The organism is Streptomyces erythrochromogenes (assembly GCF_040684695.1).
Lineage (GTDB): Bacteria > Actinomycetota > Actinomycetes > Streptomycetales > Streptomycetaceae > Streptomyces > Streptomyces erythrochromogenes_C.
On sequence record NZ_JBFBGM010000040.1, the window covers coordinates 1 to 18057 of the forward strand.

Here is an 18057-nt window from a genome sequence, read left to right on the forward strand (position 1 = left end):
GGCGGTCAAGGGTGGCCGCAGGCCATCGCAACGCGACGCGACGCAGGAGCGCCCTTGAGGGACCGGCACGACCCGGAAAACCATCGGACAGACGGGAAAATCCCATTCGCGTCGCTGGCTACCGAATGCTCGTATTCCGCTCCCCCGGCCCCCCTTCGGGTTCGCTCCCGCCCCGGGGGAATTCCGGTTTCTCGAAGCCCCGCCGCACCTTCCGTCACCGCCGCCCCGGAACCCCGCCGCCCCGCTCCCGCCGTCACGCCTCCGTCCCCGACCCTGCTGGTCACGGCCGGTCTGGGCGGGTGGGCAACCACCGGGTCCGCGCGGCGGCGCCGAGGGGGTGGAGGCCCCGCCCCGCCCCCTCCCCACGTCACAGCTGCGCTGCAAGGAGACCCGCCCCCGCCGGGGTACCTGCGTCGGCTCGTAGAATCGGCGGGTGGATACGACCCTGGAAGACCCCCTCGTCGGGCGCGTGCTCGACGGCCGCTACCGCATCGATGCCCGCATCGCGGCCGGCGGCATGGCCACGGTCTACCGGGCCGTCGACACCCGTCTGGACCGGATCCTCGCCCTGAAGGTGATGCATCCGGCGCTCGCTTCCGACGCCGCCTTCGTCGACCGGTTCATCCGCGAGGCGAAGTCCGTGGCGCGCCTCGCGCACCCCAACGTGGTCGCCGTGTTCGACCAGGGCACGGACGGGCCGTACGTCTACCTGGCGATGGAGTACGTCTCCGGCTGCACCCTGCGCGACGTGCTGCGCGAGCGCGGCGCGCTCCAGCCGCGGGCGGCCCTCGACATCCTCGAACCGGTCCTCGCCGCCCTCGGCGCCGCCCACCGGGCCGGGTTCGTGCACCGCGACATGAAGCCCGAGAACGTCCTGATCGGCGACGACGGCAGGGTCAAGGTCGCCGACTTCGGGCTGGTCCGGTCCGTGGACTCGGTGACCAACACCACCGGCTCGGTCCTCGGCACCGTCTCCTACCTGGCGCCCGAGCAGATCGAGAACGGCATCGCGGACACCCGCGTGGACGTCTACGCCTGCGGTGTCGTCCTCTACGAGATGCTCACCGGCTCCAAGCCGCACCTCGGCGCGACTCCCGCGCAGGTGCTCTACCAGGCCCTGCACGAGGACGTGCCGCCCCCGTCCGCCGCGGTGCCCGGGCTGCCCGTGGGTCTCGACGGGCTCGTGGCGTCCGCCACGGCCCGCAACCCCGACCTGCGCCCCTACGACGCCGCCGCCCTCTTCGGCCTCACCCGTGAGGCCCGCGCCGAGCTCACCGACGTCGAGCTGGACGCCGTACCGCCGCAGGCGCGCGCCGTGGAGCGGTCGTCCACCGAGGACCGCACCGGCGTGATCCCGCGACCGGTGACCGCGCAGCCCATGAACCTCACCTCGCGGTTCGAGACCCCGCCGCTGGACCCGCCCGCTCCGCCGCCGCCCGGGCGCCGGTCGGCGCCCGCCGGGCGGCCGCGCCGCGGCGTGCTGCTGGTGGTCGCCGGCGTGCTGCTGGCGCTGGGCATCGGCACGGGCGTCTGGTACATCAACTCCGGCCAGTTCACCAAGGTCCCCAACCTGCTCGGCAAGACGGAGGAGCAGGCGCGCGCCCAGCTGTCCGAGGCCGGCCTCGGTGTGAAGGGCGTCGACCGGAAGTTCAGCGAGGCCTTCGAGCGCGGGACGGTGATGAACACCGATCCGCCGGGCGGCCGGCGGATCCGCGGCAACGGCGCGGTGCTCATCACGATCTCCCGCGGGCCCGAGGTCGTGTCGGTGCCCAACCTCAAGGGCAGGCCCCTGGAGGAGGCCAAGCAGGAGCTGGCCAGGACCGGGCTGGCCCCCGGGATCATCACGCAGGCGTTCAGCCAGGACGTCGCCCAGGGCTCGGTGATCAGCACCAATCCGGCGGGCGGCGAGAAGCGCGCGCCCGACACCGCGGTCGCGATCGTCGTCAGCAAGGGCCGGCCGGTGCCGGTGCCGGGGGTGACGGGTCTGCCCCTGGAGCAGGCGAAGGCCACGCTGGAGGGCCTGGGCCTCAAGGTCGCGACGGCTCCGGAGCAGGTCAACGCGCCGTCGGATCCCGGTACGGTCGCCAACCAGTCGATCGGCGCCGGCACCCAGGCGGCGGCCGGTGACACGGTCACCCTGACGATTTCCAAGGGCCCGCGCCAGCTGCCCGTCCCGAACGTGGTCGGCCAGGACGTGGACGACGCCCGCAGGACCCTGGAGGCCGCCGGCTTCAAGGTGAAGGTGGACCGGCCGCTGATCACCTTCAGCAAGACCGTGGACGCGCAGTCGGTGCTGGCGGGGCAGACCGCCGCCGAGGGCCTCACGATCACCATCCGGATCAAGGGGCTGTAGACGCACGTGGTACGCAATCCGGTGGGCGGACACGTCCCCGTCGCGGGCGGTCTCGCCTCGGTCGGGCTGACGTACGCCCGGGAAATGGGCGCCGAGGCCGTCCAGGTGTTCGTCGCCAATCCGCGCGGCTGGGCCACCCCGGTCGGCAATCCGGCGCAGGACGAACGGTTCCGCGAGGAGTGCGCGCGGGAGGGCATCCCCGCGTACGTGCACGCGCCGTACCTGATCAACTTCGGCTCGCACACCGAGGCCACGGTGGAGAAGTCGGTGGAGTCGCTGCGCCACTCGCTGCGCCGGGCCCGGCGGATCGGCGCGCTCGGGGTGGTCGTCCACACCGGCTCGGCGACCGGCGGCCGCCCGCGGGAGGTGGCGTACGCGCAGGTCAGGGAGCACATGCTGCCGCTGCTGGACGAGCTGACGCACGACGACGACCCGTTCCTGCTGCTGGAGTCGACGGCGGGGCAGGGCTCGTCGCTGTGCTCGCTCGCCGAGGACTTCGGACCGTACTTCGACGCGCTGGACCACCATCCGAAGCTGGGGATCTGCCTGGACACCTGCCACGTCTTCGCGGCCGGTCACGACCTGGCGGAGCCGGGCGGGACGAAGGTGATGCTGGACCTGCTGGTGGACACCGTGGGCGAGGGCCGGCTGAAGCTGGTCCACGCGAACGACTCCAAGGAGGGCGTGGGCGCGCACAAGGACCGGCACGCGAACATCGGCCAGGGCCACATCGGCCGGGACGCCTTCGCCGAGCTGTGCACGCACCCGGCGATGGACGGCGTACCGCTGATCATCGAGACGCCCGGCGGCAAGGAAGGGCATGCCGCGGACGTGGCGCTGCTGAAGGAGCTGCGCGGCCCCCAGTGATCCACTGATCCTTGAGGAATACCCCAGGGGGGTATACGGTTCGGTCAAGTCGACGGACCGCTACCCGGCTTTTCCCATCGAGGGGGTTGTCATGGAGCAGCAGCACGAAGGGCACGAACACCAGCACCACGAGCACGGACACGGCGCCGGCGGCACGGGCGCGGTCAGCTGGGCGACGGCCGCGCGGGCCACCCTGCACTGCCTGACGGGGTGCGCCATCGGCGAGGTGCTCGGCATGGTCATCGGCACCGCGCTGGGCTGGGGGAACGTGGCGACGATGGTCCTGGCGATCGTCCTCGCGTTCTTCTTCGGCTACGCGCTCACCCTGCGCGGGATCCTCGCCGCGGGCGTCGGCCTGCGTACGGCCGTCCGGGTGGCTCTCGCCGCGGACACTCTTTCGATCGCCGTCATGGAACTGATCGACAACGGGGTGATCGCGCTGTGGCCGGGGGCGATGGACGCGCACCTGTCGGACCCGCTGTTCTGGATCGTCCTGGCGATCGCGCTGGCCGCCGCTTTCGTGATCACGACCCCGGTCAACAAGTGGATGATCGGCCGCGGCAAGGGTCACGCGGTCGTCCACCAGTACCACCATTGAGGGAAGGCGCCCTAGAGTTCGGGGCCCTCGCCCGGCTCCTCCTGGTACGAGTAGCGCTGCTCGCGCCAGGGGTCGCCGATGTTGTGGTAGCCGCGCTCCTCCCAGAAGCCGCGTCGGTCGGCGGTCATGTACTCGATGCCGCGGACCCACTTGGGGCCCTTCCAGGCGTACAGGTGCGGGACCACGAGCCGGACCGGGAAACCGTGCTCGGCGGTGAGCAGTTCACCGCCCTCGTGGGTGGCGAAGACGGTCCGGTCGGAGGCGAAGTCGGCCAGCCGCAGGTTGGAGCTGAAGCCGTACTCGGCCCACACCATCACGTGCGTGACCTGCGGTGCGGGCGGCGCGAGGGCCAGCACGTCGCGGGCGAGCACACCGCCCCATTCGGCGCCCTGCATGCTGAACTTCGTGACGCAGTGCAGGTCCGCCACGACGGAGGCGAACGGCAGGGCCGTGAACTCCTCGTGGTTCCAGCAGTGCTTGTCGCCGTCGGCGGTCGCGCCGAAGACGCGGAACTCCCAGCGGTCCGGCTTGAACTTGGGCACGGGACCGTAGTGGGTGACGGGCCAGCCCCTCTGCAGCCGCTGCCCCGGTGGAAGCTCCAGCTGCTCTGCTCCCGGAGATTCCCGGCTTTCCGGCTGACCCATGACTCCATGGTGACAGACTGGGCAGGGTGGTCATGACCAGGTCTGGGCCGATTCGGGCAAGTCACGGCAACTCCCACTAAGGAGGCACTTACTGGACGGCCCCCAGCGGCGGTGCAAGGATGCGCGCAACTGCCCCGTCACATAGCTGACATTGCCTGGAAGGAGCCTCTGCGATGCAGGGCGACCCCGAGGTCCTTGAGTTTCTGAACGAGCAGCTGACCGGCGAGCTGACGGCCATCAACCAGTACTGGCTGCACTACCGCATCCAGGACAACAAGGGCTGGACCAAGCTCGCCAAGTACACGCGTGAAGAGTCCATCGACGAGATGAAGCACGCGGACAAGATCACCGAGCGCATCCTGATGCTCGACGGTCTGCCGAACTACCAGCGCCTCTTCCACGTGCGCGTCGGGCAGACGATCACCGAGATGTTCCAGGCGGACCGCCAGGTCGAGGTCGAGGCGATCGACCGGCTGAAGCGGGGCATCGAGGTCATGCGCGGGAAGGGCGACATCACGTCGGCCCGGCTCTTCGAGGACATCCTGGAGGACGAGGAGCACCACATCGACTACCTCGACACCCAGCTGGAGCTCATCGAGTCCCTGGGTGAGGCCCTCTACATCGCGCAGCTCATCGAGCAGCCGAGCTGACCCTCCGGGATCTTCCGGAATCCTCCGGAGCCCCTCCGGGACCTGCCGGCCCCGGGCCGGTTCCTAGGCCGCTTCCGCGAGCTCGGACGAGCGTGCCGTCGCCGGGTCGGCGGCGAGCACGGACACCGCGTCGCCCTTCTCCATGAGCTCCCTGCGCGGGCACGCCCCGCGGCCGAGGATGCCCTGGATGGTGCGCACGCAGGAGCCGCAGTCGGTGCCGGCCTTGGTGGCCGAGGCGATCTGGCGGGGCGTGCAGGCCCCGGCAGCCGCGTGTTCCTTGACCTGCTTGTCGGTGATCCCGAAGCAAGAGCAGACGTACACGCGGTTCACCTCCTGGCGCTGAGCGGTGCGGCGAGCCATCCCCTATTCGGTGAGGCTTACCTAACCGTACCCAAAGTTAGGGTGGCCTAAAAGCCCCGGGTACGACAGTGGGGCGCGGATCACATCGATCCGCGCCCCACAGTCGTAGGAACGCACCTACTGATCGCGACGACTAGTCGCGGTAGAGCTCCGCCACCAGGAACGCCAGGTCCAGCGACTGGCTGCGGTTGAGCCGCGGGTCGCAGGCCGTCTCGTAGCGCTGGTGCAGGTCGTCGACGAAGATCTCGTCGCCGCCGCCCACGCACTCGGTGACGTCGTCACCGGTGAGCTCGACGTGGATGCCGCCCGGGTGGGTGCCGAGGCCCTTGTGGACCTCGAAGAAGCCCTTGACCTCGTCGAGCACGTCGTCGAAACGGCGCGTCTTGTGGCCGGAGGCCGCCTCGAAGGTGTTGCCGTGCATCGGGTCGGTGACCCAGGCGACGATCGCGCCGGAGGCGGTGACCTTCTCGACCAGCTCGGGGAGCTTGTCGCGGACCTTGTCGGCGCCCATGCGGACGACGAAGGTCAGCCGGCCCGGCTCGCGGTCCGGGTCCAGGCGGTCGATGTACGTCAGCGCCTCGTCCACCGTGGTGGTGGGGCCGAGCTTGATGCCGATCGGGTTGGCGATCTGCGAGCAGAACTCGATGTGCGCGTGGTCCAGCTGGCGGGTGCGCTCACCGATCCAGACCATGTGGCCGGAGGTGTCGTACAGCTTGCCGGTGCGCGAGTCGGTGCGGGTCAGCGCACCCTCGTAGTCGAGCAGCAGCGCCTCGTGGGAGGCGTAGAACTCGACCGCCTTGAACTCGGCCGGGTCGGTGCCACAGGCCTTCATGAAGTTCAGCGCGTTGTCGATCTCCCGGGCCAGCTGCTCGTACCGCTGACCGGACGGGGAGGACTTCACGAAGTCCTGGTTCCAGGCGTGTACCTGGCGCAGGTCGGCGTAACCACCGGTGGTGAAGGCGCGCACCAGGTTGAGCGTGGAGGCGGAGGCGTTGTACATGCGCTTCAGCCGCTCGGGGTCCGGGACGCGGGCCTCTTCGGTGAAGGCGAAGCCGTTGACGGAGTCGCCGCGGTAGGTCGGCAGGGTCACGCCGTCGCGGGTCTCGGTGTCCTTGGAGCGCGGCTTGGAGTACTGGCCGGCGATGCGGCCGACCTTGACGACCGGCACGGAGGCCGCGTACGTCAGGACGGCACTCATCTGGAGCAGCGTCTTGAGCTTGGCTCGGATGTGGTCGGCGGAGACACCGTCGAAGGCCTCGGCGCAGTCGCCACCCTGGAGCAGGAACGCCTCGCCCTTGGCGACGGCTCCCAGACGGGCGCGCAGCTGGTCGCACTCACCCGCGAAAACGAGGGGAGGATACGACTCGAGGTCCGCGACGACAGCGCGCAGAGCCTCGGCATCGGGGTACGAAGGCTGCTGCGCCGCGGGAAGGTCTCGCCAGGTCGCCTTGGCGGCGGGGGCTTGGTTTTCAGCGTTCACGGTCACCTCGTACACATTACGGCGTTACGGGGGGCGTCCGGCCCCCCGCCCACAACGTGAGACGGATTTCTCGAAGGTTCAGGACGCCCCACGGAACGGAATCGATGGTTCAGCACGCTGTACGGGGCGGATCCGCCCCCGCGGCGGCGGTCTGGGCTATGGTTCACCGCATGTACGCGCACACGAACCAGAACTGGTGGTGGCCCGCTCCCGGCGGCCCACTTCCTGCGCGTACCTGACGACACGCACGACGCGAAGGCCGCCCCGAGGGGCGGCCTTCCGCGTTCCCGGCCTCCGCGTCGGCAGCGAGAGCCGCTCCTCCCCCTACGGAAGGACGCTCCGCCCATGGACACCAGCCGACCGCACCGCCCCGACGCACCCGGCCCGCTGGACCGGCTGCTCGACGACTCCTGCCCGCCGTTCGCCCTGCTGCGCCGGCGGACCCCGGGCCGCGACCACGACACCGTCGAGGTGCTCCTGGGCGCGGTCCACGAGGCCGAGCACCTCGCCGACCTGCCCGTCGGCGCGCTGCCCACGCTCGCGCTCGTGCCCTTCCGGCAGATCCGGGAGCGCGGCTTCGACGTGCGCGACGACGGCACGCCGCTGAGCGCGCTGGTCGCCGAGGAGGTGTACGAGATCCCGCTCGCCGAGGCGCTGGCCGCGCTGCCGGCGCACGCGGTGCGGGTCGAGGACGGCGGCTTCGACGTCTGCGACGAGGCGTACGCGGACACGGTGGAGCGGGTGATCCGGGACGAGATCGGCCGGGGCGAGGGCGCGAACTTCGTCGTCCGGCGCACCTTCGAGGGCAGGATCGACGGCTTCGGCCGGGCGGACGCGCTGGCCCTGTTCCGCCGGCTGCTGGAGGGCGAGCGGGGCGCGTACTGGACGTACGTCGTCCACACGGGCGGGCGCACGCTGGTCGGGGCCAGCCCCGAGGTCCACGTCCGGATGTCCGGCGGCACGGTGGTGATGAACCCGATCAGCGGAACGTACCGCCATCCGGCCACGGGACCGACCGCCGAGTCGCTCCTCGCCTTCCTCGGCGACCGCAAGGAGACCGAGGAGCTGTCGATGGTGGTCGACGAGGAGCTGAAGATGATGTGCACGGTCGGGGACCGGGGCGGGGTGGTCGTCGGACCGCGGCTCAAGGAGATGTCCCACCTCACGCACACCGAGTACGAGCTGCGCGGACGCTCCTCGCTGGACGTGCGGGAGGTGCTGCGGGAGACGATGTTCGCGGCGACGGTGACGGGCTCGCCGGTGCAGAACGCCTGCCGGGTGATCGAGCGGTACGAGAGCGGTGGGCGCGGCTACTACGCGGGCGCGCTGGCCCTGCTGGGCCTGGATTCCGCGGGCTCGCAGACGCTGGACTCCCCCATCCTGATCCGGACGGCGGACATCGCCCGGGACGGGCGGCTGCGGGTGGCGGTGGGCGCCACGCTGGTGCGGCACTCCGATCCGGCGGGCGAGGTCGCGGAGACGCACGCGAAGGCGGCGGGGGTGCTGGCCGCGCTCGGGGTGCGGCCGGCGGCGCCCCGGGCGGCCGGGGCGGGGGCGCGGCTGGCGGACGACCCGCGGGTGCGGGCGGCCCTCGCGGCCCGGCGGGCCGACCTGGCCCCCTTCTGGCTGCGGATGCAGGAGCGGCCGGCCGCTCCTGCGGGCCGTGCGCTGGTGGTGGACGGGGAGGACACCTTCACGGCGATGCTGGCGCACGTGCTGCGGGTGGCCGGGCTGGAGGTGACCGTACGGCGCTTCGACGAGCCGGGCCTGCGGGAGGCGGCCCTGGCCTGGGAGGGGCCGGTCGTGCTGGGCCCCGGCCCGGGCGATCCGGCGGACTCGGCCGACCCGAAGATGCGGCTGCTGCGCGGGCTGACCGCGGAGCTGCTGGCCGGGCACCGCCACGGCCTGCTCGGGGTGTGCCTCGGGCACGAGCTGCTCGCCGCCGAGCTGGGCCTGCCGCTGGTGCGCAAGGCGGAGCCGGCGCAGGGCGCGCAGACCCGGATCGAGCTGTTCGGGGCCGAGGAGGTGGTCGGCTTCTACAACACGTACACCGCGTACTGCGACGACGATCTGGCCGCCGGGCTGGCCGCCCGGGGGGTCGAGGTGGCCCGGGACCGGTCCTCGGGGGAGGTCCACGCCCTGCGCTCCCCGGCCGGGGGCTTCGCCGGGGTCCAGTTCCACCCGGAGTCCGTCCTCACCCTGCGCGGCGCGGACCTGCTGCGCGACCTGGTGACCGCCGTCCGCGCACCCGCCACCGCATAGGCCCGCCGGGCGGGGCCGCCCTACTCCCCCGCGGGGAGGGCGCCCCCGCCGGCCACCGGGTCCGGCTTCGCCGCGCGGCGGGCCAGGAGGGCCCTGATCCCCCGGCACGCCCCGATCGCGAGCAGGACCGGGCCCGCGCCCACCAGTACGCCGAGGGAGCCGAGCGCCAGCCCGGTGGACAGCACCACTCCCACCGCGCTGTCGGCGACGTTCAGCCAGGGGTCCGTCCGCCGGCCGGGCTCGGCCCGGCGCAGAAGCCGGACGTCGCGGTAGACGAAGGTCAGCTGCACGGCGGCGAAGAGGCAGAAGGCCCACCGCACCCAGTCGGGTATGTCCACACGGTGAGGGTAGGGCCGCGGGCGGCCGGCGCCGGGGACGGGACGGTGAACGGGATCCGAAATCCGGGGGTTACGGGGGCGGTGGCGGGTCCGGGACGAGGGTGTTCTCGGAGTGGCGGCCGGCGAGGTAGTCGGCGACGTTGGCGGCGGTGGTGTCGATGATCTGGCTCACCGCGTCGGTCGTGTAGTAGGCCTGGTGGGAGGTCACCACGACGTGGGGAAAGGTGACCAGCCGGGCCAGGGTGTCGTCCGCGACGGTCTCCAGGGAGCGGTCGACGAAGAAGATCCCGGCCTCGGCCTCGTACACGTCCAGGCCGACGCCGGTGAAGCGTCCGGCGCGGAGCTCCGCGACCAGGGCCTCGGTGTCGATGAGGCCGCCGCGGCTGGAGTTCACCAGGATCGCGTCGTCCTTCATCAGCCGCAGCGCCGCCGCGTCGACGAGGTGGCGCGTGGACTCCAGCAGCGGCACGTGCAGGCTGATCAGGTCCGAGGAGGCGAACAGCTCCTCCTTCTCCACGTACTTCATGCCGAGTTCCACGCAGGCCGGGTTGCGCGCCACGTCCCAGCCCAGCAGGTGCATGCCGTGGCCGTGCGCGATGCGGGTGAACGCCTCGCCGATCTTGCCGGTGCCGAGCACGCCGACGGTGCGGCCGTGCATGTCGCGGCCCATCAGCCCGTCCAGCCGGAAGTCGAAGTCCCGGGTCCGGCTCGCCGCGCGGACGATCCGCCGGTTCACGGTCATCGCGAGGGTCCAGGCGAACTCGGCCACGGAGTAAGGGGAGTAGTACGAGACGCGGCTCACGGTCAGGCCGAGCTGCCGCGCGACGTCGAGGTCGATGTTGTTGAAGCCGGTGGAGCGCTGGGCGATCATCCGGGTCCCGCCGGCGGCCAGGATGCGCAGCACCCGCCCGTTCAGGTCGGCGTTGACGCTGGAGGAGACGACCTCGTACCCGGCGGCGATGGGGGCGGTGTCCTCGGTGAGGAAGACGTCCAGGCAGCGCACCTCGTGCAGGCCGGCGAACGCGGCTTCGAGCATGGGCTTCTCGTCCGCCTGCACGCCGAACGCCAGGATTTCCACGTTCACTCCCGTACGTAGGACCATGGGCCGTTCGTCACGATACGGCCCATGGTGCGCCCACGCCCGGCGGCTCAACCGGAGAGGCTCGACCGGAGCGGGTGGCTCAGCCGAAGAAGACGCCGACCTCCTGGTAGAGGGCGGGGTCGACCGTCTTCAGCTTCGACGTCGCGTCGGCGATCGGCACGCGGACGATGTCCGTCCCCTTCAGCGCGACCATCTTGCCGAAGTCCCGCTCGTGCACGGCGTCGATCGCGTGCAGCCCGAACCGGGTGGCCAGCCAGCGGTCGAAGGCACTCGGGGTGCCGCCGCGCTGGATGTGCCCGAGGACCGTCGTGCGGGCCTCCTTGCCGGTGCGCGCCTCGATCTCCTTGGCGAGCCACTCGCCGACGCCCGAGAGGCGGACGTGTCCGAAGGAGTCCGTGGTGCCGTCCTTCAGCACCATGTCGCCGTCCTTGGGCATCGCGCCCTCCGCGACCACGACGATCGGGGCGTAGCTCGCCTTGAAGCGGGAGGTCACCCAGGCGCACACCTGGTCGACGTCGAAGCGCTGCTCGGGAACGAGGATGACGTTGGCGCCGCCGGCGAGGCCCGAGTGCAGGGCGATCCAGCCGGCGTGGCGGCCCATGACCTCGACGACCAGGACCCGCATGTGCGATTCGGCCGTGGTGTGCAGGCGGTCGATGGCCTCGGTCGCGATGCCCACGGCGGTGTCGAAGCCGAAGGTGTAGTCGGTGGCCGACAGGTCGTTGTCGATGGTCTTCGGGACGCCCACGCAGGGGATGCCGTACTCCCCGTGGAGGCGGGCGGCGACCCCGAGGGTGTCCTCGCCGCCGATCGCGATGAGCGCGTCCACCTCGTACTTGGCCAGGTTCTCCCTGATGTCGCGCACCCCGTTCTCCGTCTTGAACGGGTTGGTGCGCGAGGAGCCGAGGATGGTGCCGCCGCGGGGCAGGATGCCGCGGACCGCGGGGATGTCGAGGGGGACGGTCCGCCCCTCGACCGCGCCCCGCCAGCCGTCCTTGAACCCGACGAACCCGCAGCCGTACTCCTGCTCGCCCTTGCGGACGACAGCCCTGATCACCGCGTTGAGCCCGGGGCAGTCGCCGCCGCCGGTCAGCACTCCGACCTTCATTGCATCTCCCTTCGCCATGACGGTCACGCTAGTGGTGACGCAGGTCACAGCAAGGGATCTGGAGGGTCGATTCAGGTGGAATCGCGCGGCGTTGCGTACGCCCGTTCACTCGTACGGGGACGTAAGTACGATCGACGGCCGCGCGAGCGGTGCTCACGCGTCGTCGAGGCCGGCCTCTATCGCGTACCGGACGAGCTCGACGCGGTTGTGCAACTGCAGCTTGCCCAGGGTGTTCTGGACGTGGTTCTGCACGGTGCGGTGGGAGATGACCAGCCGCTCCGCGATCTGCTTGTACGAGAGCCCCTTGGCCACGAGCCGCAGCACCTCGGTCTCGCGGTCGGTCAGCTGCGGGGCCTTCGGCTCGTTCGAGGCGGCCGGCACCGGGTCGGTGGCCAGGCGCCGGTACTCGCCGAGCACCAGCCCGGCCAGGCCCGGGGTGAAGACCGGGTCCCCGGCGGCGGTGCGGCGGACGGCGTCGATCAGCTCCTCGGCGCCCGCGGACTTCAGCAGGTAGCCGGTCGCGCCGGACTTCACCGCCTCCAGCACGTCCGCGTGCTCGCCGCTGGCCGACAGGACCAGGACCCGCAGCGCCGGGTTGGCGCCGACCAGCTCCTTGCAGACCTGCACCCCGGGCATGCCGGGCAGGTTGAGGTCGAGGACCAGGACGTCGGGGCCGACCGCGCGGGCGCGGCGCACCGCCTCGGGGCCGTCGCCGGCGGTGGCCACCACGTCGAGGCCGGCGGCGGCGAGGTCGCGGGCCACGGCGTCGCGCCACATCGGGTGGTCGTCGACGACCATCACCCTGATCTCGCGCTGCTCCTGCGGCTGCTGCGGGTCGTTCACGTCGGTTCGCTCGCTCACTTCTTGTCCGTCCTGCCCCTGGGTACCTTCAGTTCCACTTCGGTGCCCTGCCCGGGGACGGACACCAGATCGGCGCTGCCGCCGAGGTCGCGCAGCCGGCCGCGGATGGACAGGGCCACTCCCATCCGTCCCTCGCCCTCGGCCTGGTCGAGGCGGCCCGCGGGGATGCCGGGGCCGTCGTCGCGGACGGTCACTATCACCTCGTCGCCCCAGTCCTCGACGAGGATCCAGGCCTTGGCCCCTTCCCCGGCGTGCTTGCGCACGTTGTCGAGGGCGGCGCCGACGGCGGCCGCCAGCTCCTTCGCGGCGGGCACGGGCAGCGGTACCGGAGTGCCCGGCTCGGCGAAGCTCACCCGGGAGCCGGCGTGCGGGGCGAGGAGCGTGCGCAGGTCCAGCTCGCCGTCGTCCGCGCCGGGCTCGTCGTCCTCGTAGGTGTCCACCAGCGCGCCCCGCGACTCGTCGCGGGAGACCCGGGAGGGCTGTGCCAGGCCGCTGGAGACGAGCGTGCGCAGCGCCACCTCCTGCTCGCCCGCCATCCTGCCGAGCTCCTCCGCCTCGCCGCCCAGTTCGGAGCCGCGGCGCTGGACCATGGCCAGGACCTGGAGGACGCCGTCGTGGATGTCGCGGGCGAGGCGCTCGCGCTCGCGGGTGGCGGCCTCGATCTCCAGGGCGCGGGCGAGGGTGTTCTCACTGGCCCGGGCGACCTCGACGACGTAGCCGATGGCCACGGAGGCGACCCAGACGAGCAGGACGTTGTGCAGGGTGTCCCGGGTGGGCTGGCCGCTGTGGATGACGAGGTTGGCCATGGCCACGAAGGTGGAGGCGAAGCAGGCCCAGCGCCAGCCGCCCTTGATGGCGAAGCCGAGGACCGCGCCCGCCGTCCAGATGGTGGGGAGGGTGGGGCCGCCGCCGATGATCCGCTCGTGGGTGTCGACGACCGGGGTCAGCAGGATCCCGACGATGGCGACGGTGAGGTCCGCGACGAGGAACCCCTTGGTGCAGCTCGCGGCGTTCGAGACCCTGCGGAAGGTCGCGAGCGTCCACACGGCGAGGACCACGAGGTAGCCGCCCGCGGGCCAGGGGTGCGGGAACTGCCGGTACGCCGAGGCGAACAGCAGCACCGCGTAGACCATGGTCAGCAGCCGGTACGCGGTCAGGGCGCGCCAGAGCGGCTGCTCGACCGACATGCGCACGACGCGTTCGCGTTTCGCCATCTCCCCCACCCCCGTCGGCGGGCGTACCGCCCGCCGCCCGCCGGCCGCTACTCGCTCTTGTCGGCCTTGTCGGACTTCTCCGCCTTGGCGGCCTTCTCGGCGTCCTTGGCCGCCTTCTCGGCGTCGGCGATCTGGCGCTTGGCCGCCGTCGCGTAGATGTCGACGTACTCCTGGCCGGAGAGCTTCATGATCTCGTACATGACCTCGTCGGTCACCGAGCGCAGGATGAAGCGGTCGCCGTCCATGCCGTGGTAGCGGCTGAAGTCCAGCGGCTTGCCGATCCGGATGCCGGGGCGCATGAGCTTGGGGATGACCTTGCCGGGCGGCTGGATCTTCTCCGTGTTGATCATCGCGACGGGGATCACGGGCGCACCGGTGGCCAGCGCCACGCGGGCCAGGCCGCCGGGCTTGCCGCGGTAGAGGCGTCCGTCGGGTGAACGCGTGCCCTCGGGGTAGATACCGAACAGCTCACCGCGTTCGATGACCTCGATGCCGCTCTTGATGGCGGCCTCGCCGGCGCCGCGGGCGCCGGAGCGGTCCACCGGGAGCTGGCCGACGCCCTTGAAGAACGCGGCGGTCAGCTTGCCCTTGACTCCGGGGGAGGTGAAGTACTCGGCCTTCGCGATGAAGGTCACCTTCCGGTCCAGCACGGCCGGCAGGAAGAAGGAGTCGGAGAAGGACAGGTGGTTGCTCGCGAGGATCGCCGGCCCCTCCGCGGGAATGTTCTCGAGGCCCTCCACCCACGGCCTGAACGCGAGTTTCAGCGAACCGCCGATGGAGAACTTCATTGCGCCGTAGATCAACTCGAAAGCCTTCCTGTGTCTGTCGAACAGACCTTATCCCGTGCCCCCGCCGGCAGGGGCCCGACGACCCTGGCCGGTGCCACCCCGGTCGCGTACCTTGAAGTCACACAGAGCAACGCACCCGCCCGACGTACGTCATGATCAAGGAGACCCCTGGTGCCCGTCCTCCCTGGAGCCGAGCCGTTCCGCCACGAGGGCGGAGAGGTCGGCGTCCTCCTCTGCCACGGCTTCACCGGCTCGCCGCAGTCCCTCCGTCCCTGGGCCGAGTACCTCGCCGGGCGGGGCCTGACGGTGTCGCTCCCGCTGCTGCCCGGGCACGGGACGCGTTGGCAGGACATGCAGCTCACGGGCTGGGAGGACTGGTACGCGGAGGTGGACCGCGCCCTGCGCGAGCTGCTGGACCGGTGCACGCAGGTGTTCGTCTTCGGGCTGTCGATGGGCGGGGCGCTGACCCTGCGGCTGGCGGCCAAGCACGGGGACGCCATCAGCGGCATCGTGCTGGTCAACCCGGCCAACAAGGTCCACGACCCGCTGGCCCCGCTCCTTCCCGTGGCCCAGCACTTCATCCGGTCCACGCCCGGCATCGCCAGTGACATCGCGAAGCCGGGCTCGGTGGAGGTCGGCTACGACCGGGTCCCGACGCGGGCCGCGCACTCGCTGCGCAAGTTCCTGCAGCTCGTGGACGCCGATCTGCCGCAGGTGACCCAGCCGCTGCTGCTCCTGCACAGCCCGCAGGACCACGTCGTGCCGCCCGTCGACTCGGCGCGGGTGCTGGCGCGGGTGTCGTCGACGGACGTCACCGAGACGCTGCTGGAACAGAGCTACCACGTCGCGACGTTGGACCATGACGCGGAGCGGATCTTCGCGGACAGTTTTGCGTTCGTCGGCCGACTGGCGGAGAGCGTGGGCAGGGAGGGGGCGGAGGCCGGTGGCTGAGCACGAGGAGCAGTCGGGCGGCGTCCCGCCGCTGGACGAGGAAGCGGCGTGGGCCGCGATCGTGGCCGGGTACGGGCAGGAGCCGCCGGACCCGCCGGGGTCCCGGCCGTTCCGGCCGATCGAGAACCTCCTGCTGCCGGAGGAGGACGTCAAGCCGCTGCCGCCGGAGGCGGGTGCGGACGGCAAGGCCGGGCCCGAGGCCGAGCCGGAGCCGCCCGCGGCGCCGGCGCCCGCGCCCGCGCTGGGCAGCTCGGTGGTCTTCGCCCCGGGCGTGGGCATGGCGGGTCCCCGTGACCACTCGCTGGCGGAGCCGGACGACGACGACCTGACTCCGGCGGACGAGGGCCATTTCGTACAGCCCGAGCCGGAGCTGCCGCCGGCGGACACGACGGCGAAGTTCGCGTGGCTGGCGGTGGTCGGCGGCCCGGTGCTCCTGCTGCTGGCGGTGCTGCTGCAGTGGGACATGACCTGGTGGCTGACGACGCTGGGCATCGGCGGCTTCCTGGGCGGCTTCGCGACGCTGATCGCCCGCATGCAGCACGGCGACGACGAGGACGACGACCCGGGCCGCGGCGCGGTCGTCTGACGGAAGACAAGCCCGCCCGAGCCCCGCTCTTTCAGCCTCGCCGGCGATTGAGGCGCGGGGGCTCGGGGGCAGGGCCCCCGCAGCGGCGCCGCAGCCGGGCGCCCGGCAGGGTTACGGCGCGGCCGGGAGGCGGAGTGCCGCCAGCACCGGGAGGTGGTCCGTGGCGGACCGCAGGTCCGCTCCGGACACCCCCGACAGCCCCGCGGGGACCCCGCAGGCCAGCACCTCCACCCCCGCCGTGGCGAAGACCGCGTCGATCCGCCGGTCCGGCGCCGCCGCCGGGAAGGTCCGCTCCCCGCCCCACGGCGCCACCGACCAGCAGTCCTGCAGCGCGCCGGCGAGCCGCCGGAAGGCCGGGCCCTCCGGTCCCTCGTTCACGTCGCCCGCGGCGATCCCGTACGGGGTGTCCAGCGCGGCGACCCGGTCCAGCAGCAGGTCCGCCTGCTCCCGCCGCTGCCCCCGGTCCAGGGACAGGTGCGCCGAGACCAGGCCCAGGCGTACGCCGCCGACGCGGACGACCGCGGTGGCCAGGCCCCGGCGGTGCAGTCCGGGCGTGTGCGGCAGGAGGACGTCCTCGGTCCGCTCCACGAAGACCCGCAGCGAACAGAGCAGCAGCGGGCCGGTGGCCGTCGCGCCCCCGCCCAGCACCACCAGGTCGCACTTCCGGGCCAGCCGTGCCGCGTGTTTGCGCCACCGGAAGAACCGCGGGGCCTCCTGTACGAGGACGAAGTCGGGCGCGCAGGCCCGGATGACCCGGACCAGCGCCTCCTCGTCGTCGCGCAGCGAGCGGATGTTGTAGCTGAGCACCCGGATCACGGCGGAACCGTCGGGCTCCGTACGGGACTTCGGCAGCGTGGGCGGCAACTGGTCCATGTACCGCAAGATACGCAGCCGCCCGCCGCTCCCCCAAGGGGCGCGGCGGGCGGCTGCGTACGGAAAGCCGTCAGCCCTGGCGGGCCAGGTCGGCCGCGCCGACGAGTCCGGCCTTGCCGCCGAGCTGCGCGGCGAGCACCTGGGCGTGCGGGCGCCAGGCGCCGCCGACCAGCCAGCGCTTGAAGGACTTGCGGATCGGGTCGAGCACGAGGTCGCCCTCGTCGGAGACGCCGCCACCGACGATGAAGGCGGACGGGTCGAAGAGGGAGGCCAGGTCGGCCAGTCCGGCGCCGGCCCAGCGGGCCAGTTCGCGGAAGGCGTCGACGGCCACCGGGTCGCCCTGCCGGGCGGCCTCGCTGATGTGCTTGCCCTCGATGCCGTCGGGGGTGCCGTCGCCGAGCGCGAGCAGGACCGCCGCGTGCTCGGGGGTGGCGTTGGCGCGCTGCTTGGCGTAGCGCACGAGGGCGCGGCCGGAGGCGTACTGCTCCCAGCAGCCCTGGCTGCCGCAGCCGCACAGCAGGCCGTCCGGGACGACCCGGATGTGGCCGAACTCGGCGGCGACGCCGAAGCGTCCGCGCCGCAGCTTGTTGCCGATGATGATGCCGCCGCCCAGGCCGGTGCCGAGCGTGATGCAGATGACGTCGTCGTGGCCCTGGCCGGCGCCGAAGCGGTATTCGCCCCAGGCCGCGCAGTTCGCGTCGTTCTCGACGACGACGGGCAGTCCGATGCGCTGCTCGACCTTGTCCTTGAGCGGCTCGTGGCGCCAGTTGATGTTCGGCGCGAAGAGCACGGTGGCGCGCTTGTCGTCCACGTATCCGGCGGCGCCGATGCCGACGGCCTCGATGCTGTGGTTGCTGCTGACCTCGGAGACGGCGGCGCAGATGGCCTCCGTCACTCCGTCCGCGGTCGGCGGGGTGGGCACCTTGTACGTCTCAAGGATCGTGCCCTCTTCGTCGACCACGCCGGCCGCGATCTTCGTGCCGCCGATGTCGACGCCGATGGTGAGTCCCATTAGTCCCTCG

General features: G+C 72.0%; 18 protein-coding genes. 7 read left to right on the forward strand and 11 right to left on the reverse strand.

What is annotated here, in order from left to right; all coding sequences use genetic code 11:
• Window positions 1-433: 433 nt before the first annotated feature.
• The 3 genes from pknB to AB0O53_RS36065 all read left to right on the forward strand — a co-directional run bounded on the left by pknB (window position 434) and on the right by AB0O53_RS36065 (window position 3818).
• Window positions 434-2353 carry a Stk1 family PASTA domain-containing Ser/Thr kinase gene (pknB, locus tag AB0O53_RS36055; RefSeq protein ID WP_350996423.1) on the forward strand — a complete coding sequence of 640 codons (1920 nt, stop codon included), beginning with the start codon at window positions 434-436 and terminating at the stop codon, window positions 2351-2353.
• 6 nt (window positions 2354-2359) lie between these two features.
• Complete coding sequence (locus AB0O53_RS36060) at window positions 2360-3220, forward strand: deoxyribonuclease IV (RefSeq protein ID WP_350996425.1); 861 nt, start codon at window positions 2360-2362, stop codon at window positions 3218-3220.
• A 91-nt stretch (window positions 3221-3311) separates the two neighbouring features.
• A complete protein-coding gene (locus AB0O53_RS36065) occupies window positions 3312-3818 on the forward strand; it encodes a DUF4396 domain-containing protein (protein ID WP_365201301.1) in 507 nt (168 codons plus the stop codon).
• Window positions 3819-3829: 11 nt separating this feature from the next.
• On the opposite strand, the gene AB0O53_RS36070 is transcribed toward AB0O53_RS36065, so the two are convergent.
• Window positions 3830-4462 (reverse strand): sulfite oxidase-like oxidoreductase, encoded by a 633-nt coding sequence (locus tag AB0O53_RS36070; RefSeq protein WP_350996431.1) that lies wholly within the window; start codon window positions 4460-4462, stop codon window positions 3830-3832.
• Between the two features lie 173 nt (window positions 4463-4635).
• On the opposite strand from AB0O53_RS36070, the gene bfr reads away from it, so the two are divergent.
• The gene (gene bfr / locus AB0O53_RS36075; RefSeq protein WP_031153026.1) at window positions 4636-5112 is read left to right on the forward strand and encodes a bacterioferritin; all 477 of its coding nucleotides are present in this window, start codon (window positions 4636-4638) and stop codon (window positions 5110-5112) included.
• Between the two features lie 63 nt (window positions 5113-5175).
• Here the strand turns inward: bfr and AB0O53_RS36080 are convergent, their stop codons facing one another.
• Both AB0O53_RS36080 and AB0O53_RS36085 read right to left on the reverse strand, forming a co-directional pair.
• Entirely contained in the window at window positions 5176-5472 is a 297-nt protein-coding gene (locus AB0O53_RS36080) for a (2Fe-2S)-binding protein (RefSeq protein ID WP_350996435.1), read from the reverse strand.
• Window positions 5473-5605: 133 nt separating this feature from the next.
• Window positions 5606-6967: a class II 3-deoxy-7-phosphoheptulonate synthase gene (locus tag AB0O53_RS36085; RefSeq protein WP_381749619.1), complete on the reverse strand. Its 1362-nt coding sequence runs from the start codon at window positions 6965-6967 to the stop codon at window positions 5606-5608.
• Between the two features lie 330 nt (window positions 6968-7297).
• Here AB0O53_RS36085 and AB0O53_RS36090 point away from each other — a divergent pair, with 330 nt between their 5' ends.
• Window positions 7298-9214, forward strand: a complete 1917-nt coding sequence (locus tag AB0O53_RS36090) for an anthranilate synthase family protein (RefSeq protein WP_350996441.1) — start codon at window positions 7298-7300, stop codon at window positions 9212-9214.
• Window positions 9215-9234: 20 nt separating this feature from the next.
• Here AB0O53_RS36090 and AB0O53_RS36095 read toward each other — a convergent pair whose 3' ends face one another.
• From AB0O53_RS36095 to AB0O53_RS36120, 6 genes are all read right to left on the reverse strand, one after another.
• A complete protein-coding gene (locus AB0O53_RS36095; protein ID WP_350996444.1) occupies window positions 9235-9552 on the reverse strand; it encodes a hypothetical protein in 318 nt (105 codons plus the stop codon).
• Between the two features lie 70 nt (window positions 9553-9622).
• On the reverse strand, window positions 9623-10630 hold the full coding sequence (locus AB0O53_RS36100) for a 2-hydroxyacid dehydrogenase (protein ID WP_365201306.1): 1008 nt from the start codon (window positions 10628-10630) through the stop codon (window positions 9623-9625).
• 103 nt (window positions 10631-10733) lie between these two features.
• Complete coding sequence (locus AB0O53_RS36105) at window positions 10734-11762, reverse strand: 6-phosphofructokinase (RefSeq protein WP_350996556.1); 1029 nt, start codon at window positions 11760-11762, stop codon at window positions 10734-10736.
• Between the two features lie 153 nt (window positions 11763-11915).
• Window positions 11916-12560 carry a response regulator gene (locus AB0O53_RS36110; protein WP_350996559.1) on the reverse strand — a complete coding sequence of 215 codons (645 nt, stop codon included), beginning with the start codon at window positions 12558-12560 and terminating at the stop codon, window positions 11916-11918.
• A 59-nt stretch (window positions 12561-12619) separates the two neighbouring features.
• Window positions 12620-13837 (reverse strand): MacS family sensor histidine kinase, encoded by a 1218-nt coding sequence (macS, locus tag AB0O53_RS36115; RefSeq protein WP_365201309.1) that lies wholly within the window; start codon window positions 13835-13837, stop codon window positions 12620-12622.
• A 47-nt stretch (window positions 13838-13884) separates the two neighbouring features.
• Window positions 13885-14625, reverse strand: coding sequence for a lysophospholipid acyltransferase family protein (locus AB0O53_RS36120; protein ID WP_350996561.1), 741 nt, complete (start codon window positions 14623-14625; stop codon window positions 13885-13887).
• Window positions 14626-14796: 171 nt separating this feature from the next.
• On the opposite strand from AB0O53_RS36120, the gene AB0O53_RS36125 reads away from it, so the two are divergent.
• Together AB0O53_RS36125 and AB0O53_RS36130 are read left to right on the forward strand one after the other, a co-directional pair.
• A complete protein-coding gene (locus AB0O53_RS36125) occupies window positions 14797-15576 on the forward strand; it encodes an alpha/beta hydrolase (protein WP_350996453.1) in 780 nt (259 codons plus the stop codon).
• On the forward strand, window positions 15569-16162 hold the full coding sequence (locus tag AB0O53_RS36130; RefSeq protein ID WP_365201312.1) for a hypothetical protein: 594 nt from the start codon (window positions 15569-15571) through the stop codon (window positions 16160-16162). Before AB0O53_RS36125 ends, AB0O53_RS36130 begins: the two co-directional genes overlap by 8 nt.
• Window positions 16163-16273: 111 nt before the next feature.
• Here the strand turns inward: AB0O53_RS36130 and AB0O53_RS36135 are convergent, their stop codons facing one another.
• Together AB0O53_RS36135 and AB0O53_RS36140 are read right to left on the reverse strand one after the other, a co-directional pair.
• The gene (locus tag AB0O53_RS36135; protein ID WP_350996459.1) at window positions 16274-17035 is read right to left on the reverse strand and encodes an endonuclease/exonuclease/phosphatase family protein; all 762 of its coding nucleotides are present in this window, start codon (window positions 17033-17035) and stop codon (window positions 16274-16276) included.
• A gap of 70 nt (window positions 17036-17105) precedes the next feature.
• On the reverse strand, window positions 17106-18047 hold the full coding sequence (locus AB0O53_RS36140; RefSeq protein ID WP_350996462.1) for an ROK family glucokinase: 942 nt from the start codon (window positions 18045-18047) through the stop codon (window positions 17106-17108).
• Window positions 18048-18057: the final 10 nt, after the last annotated feature.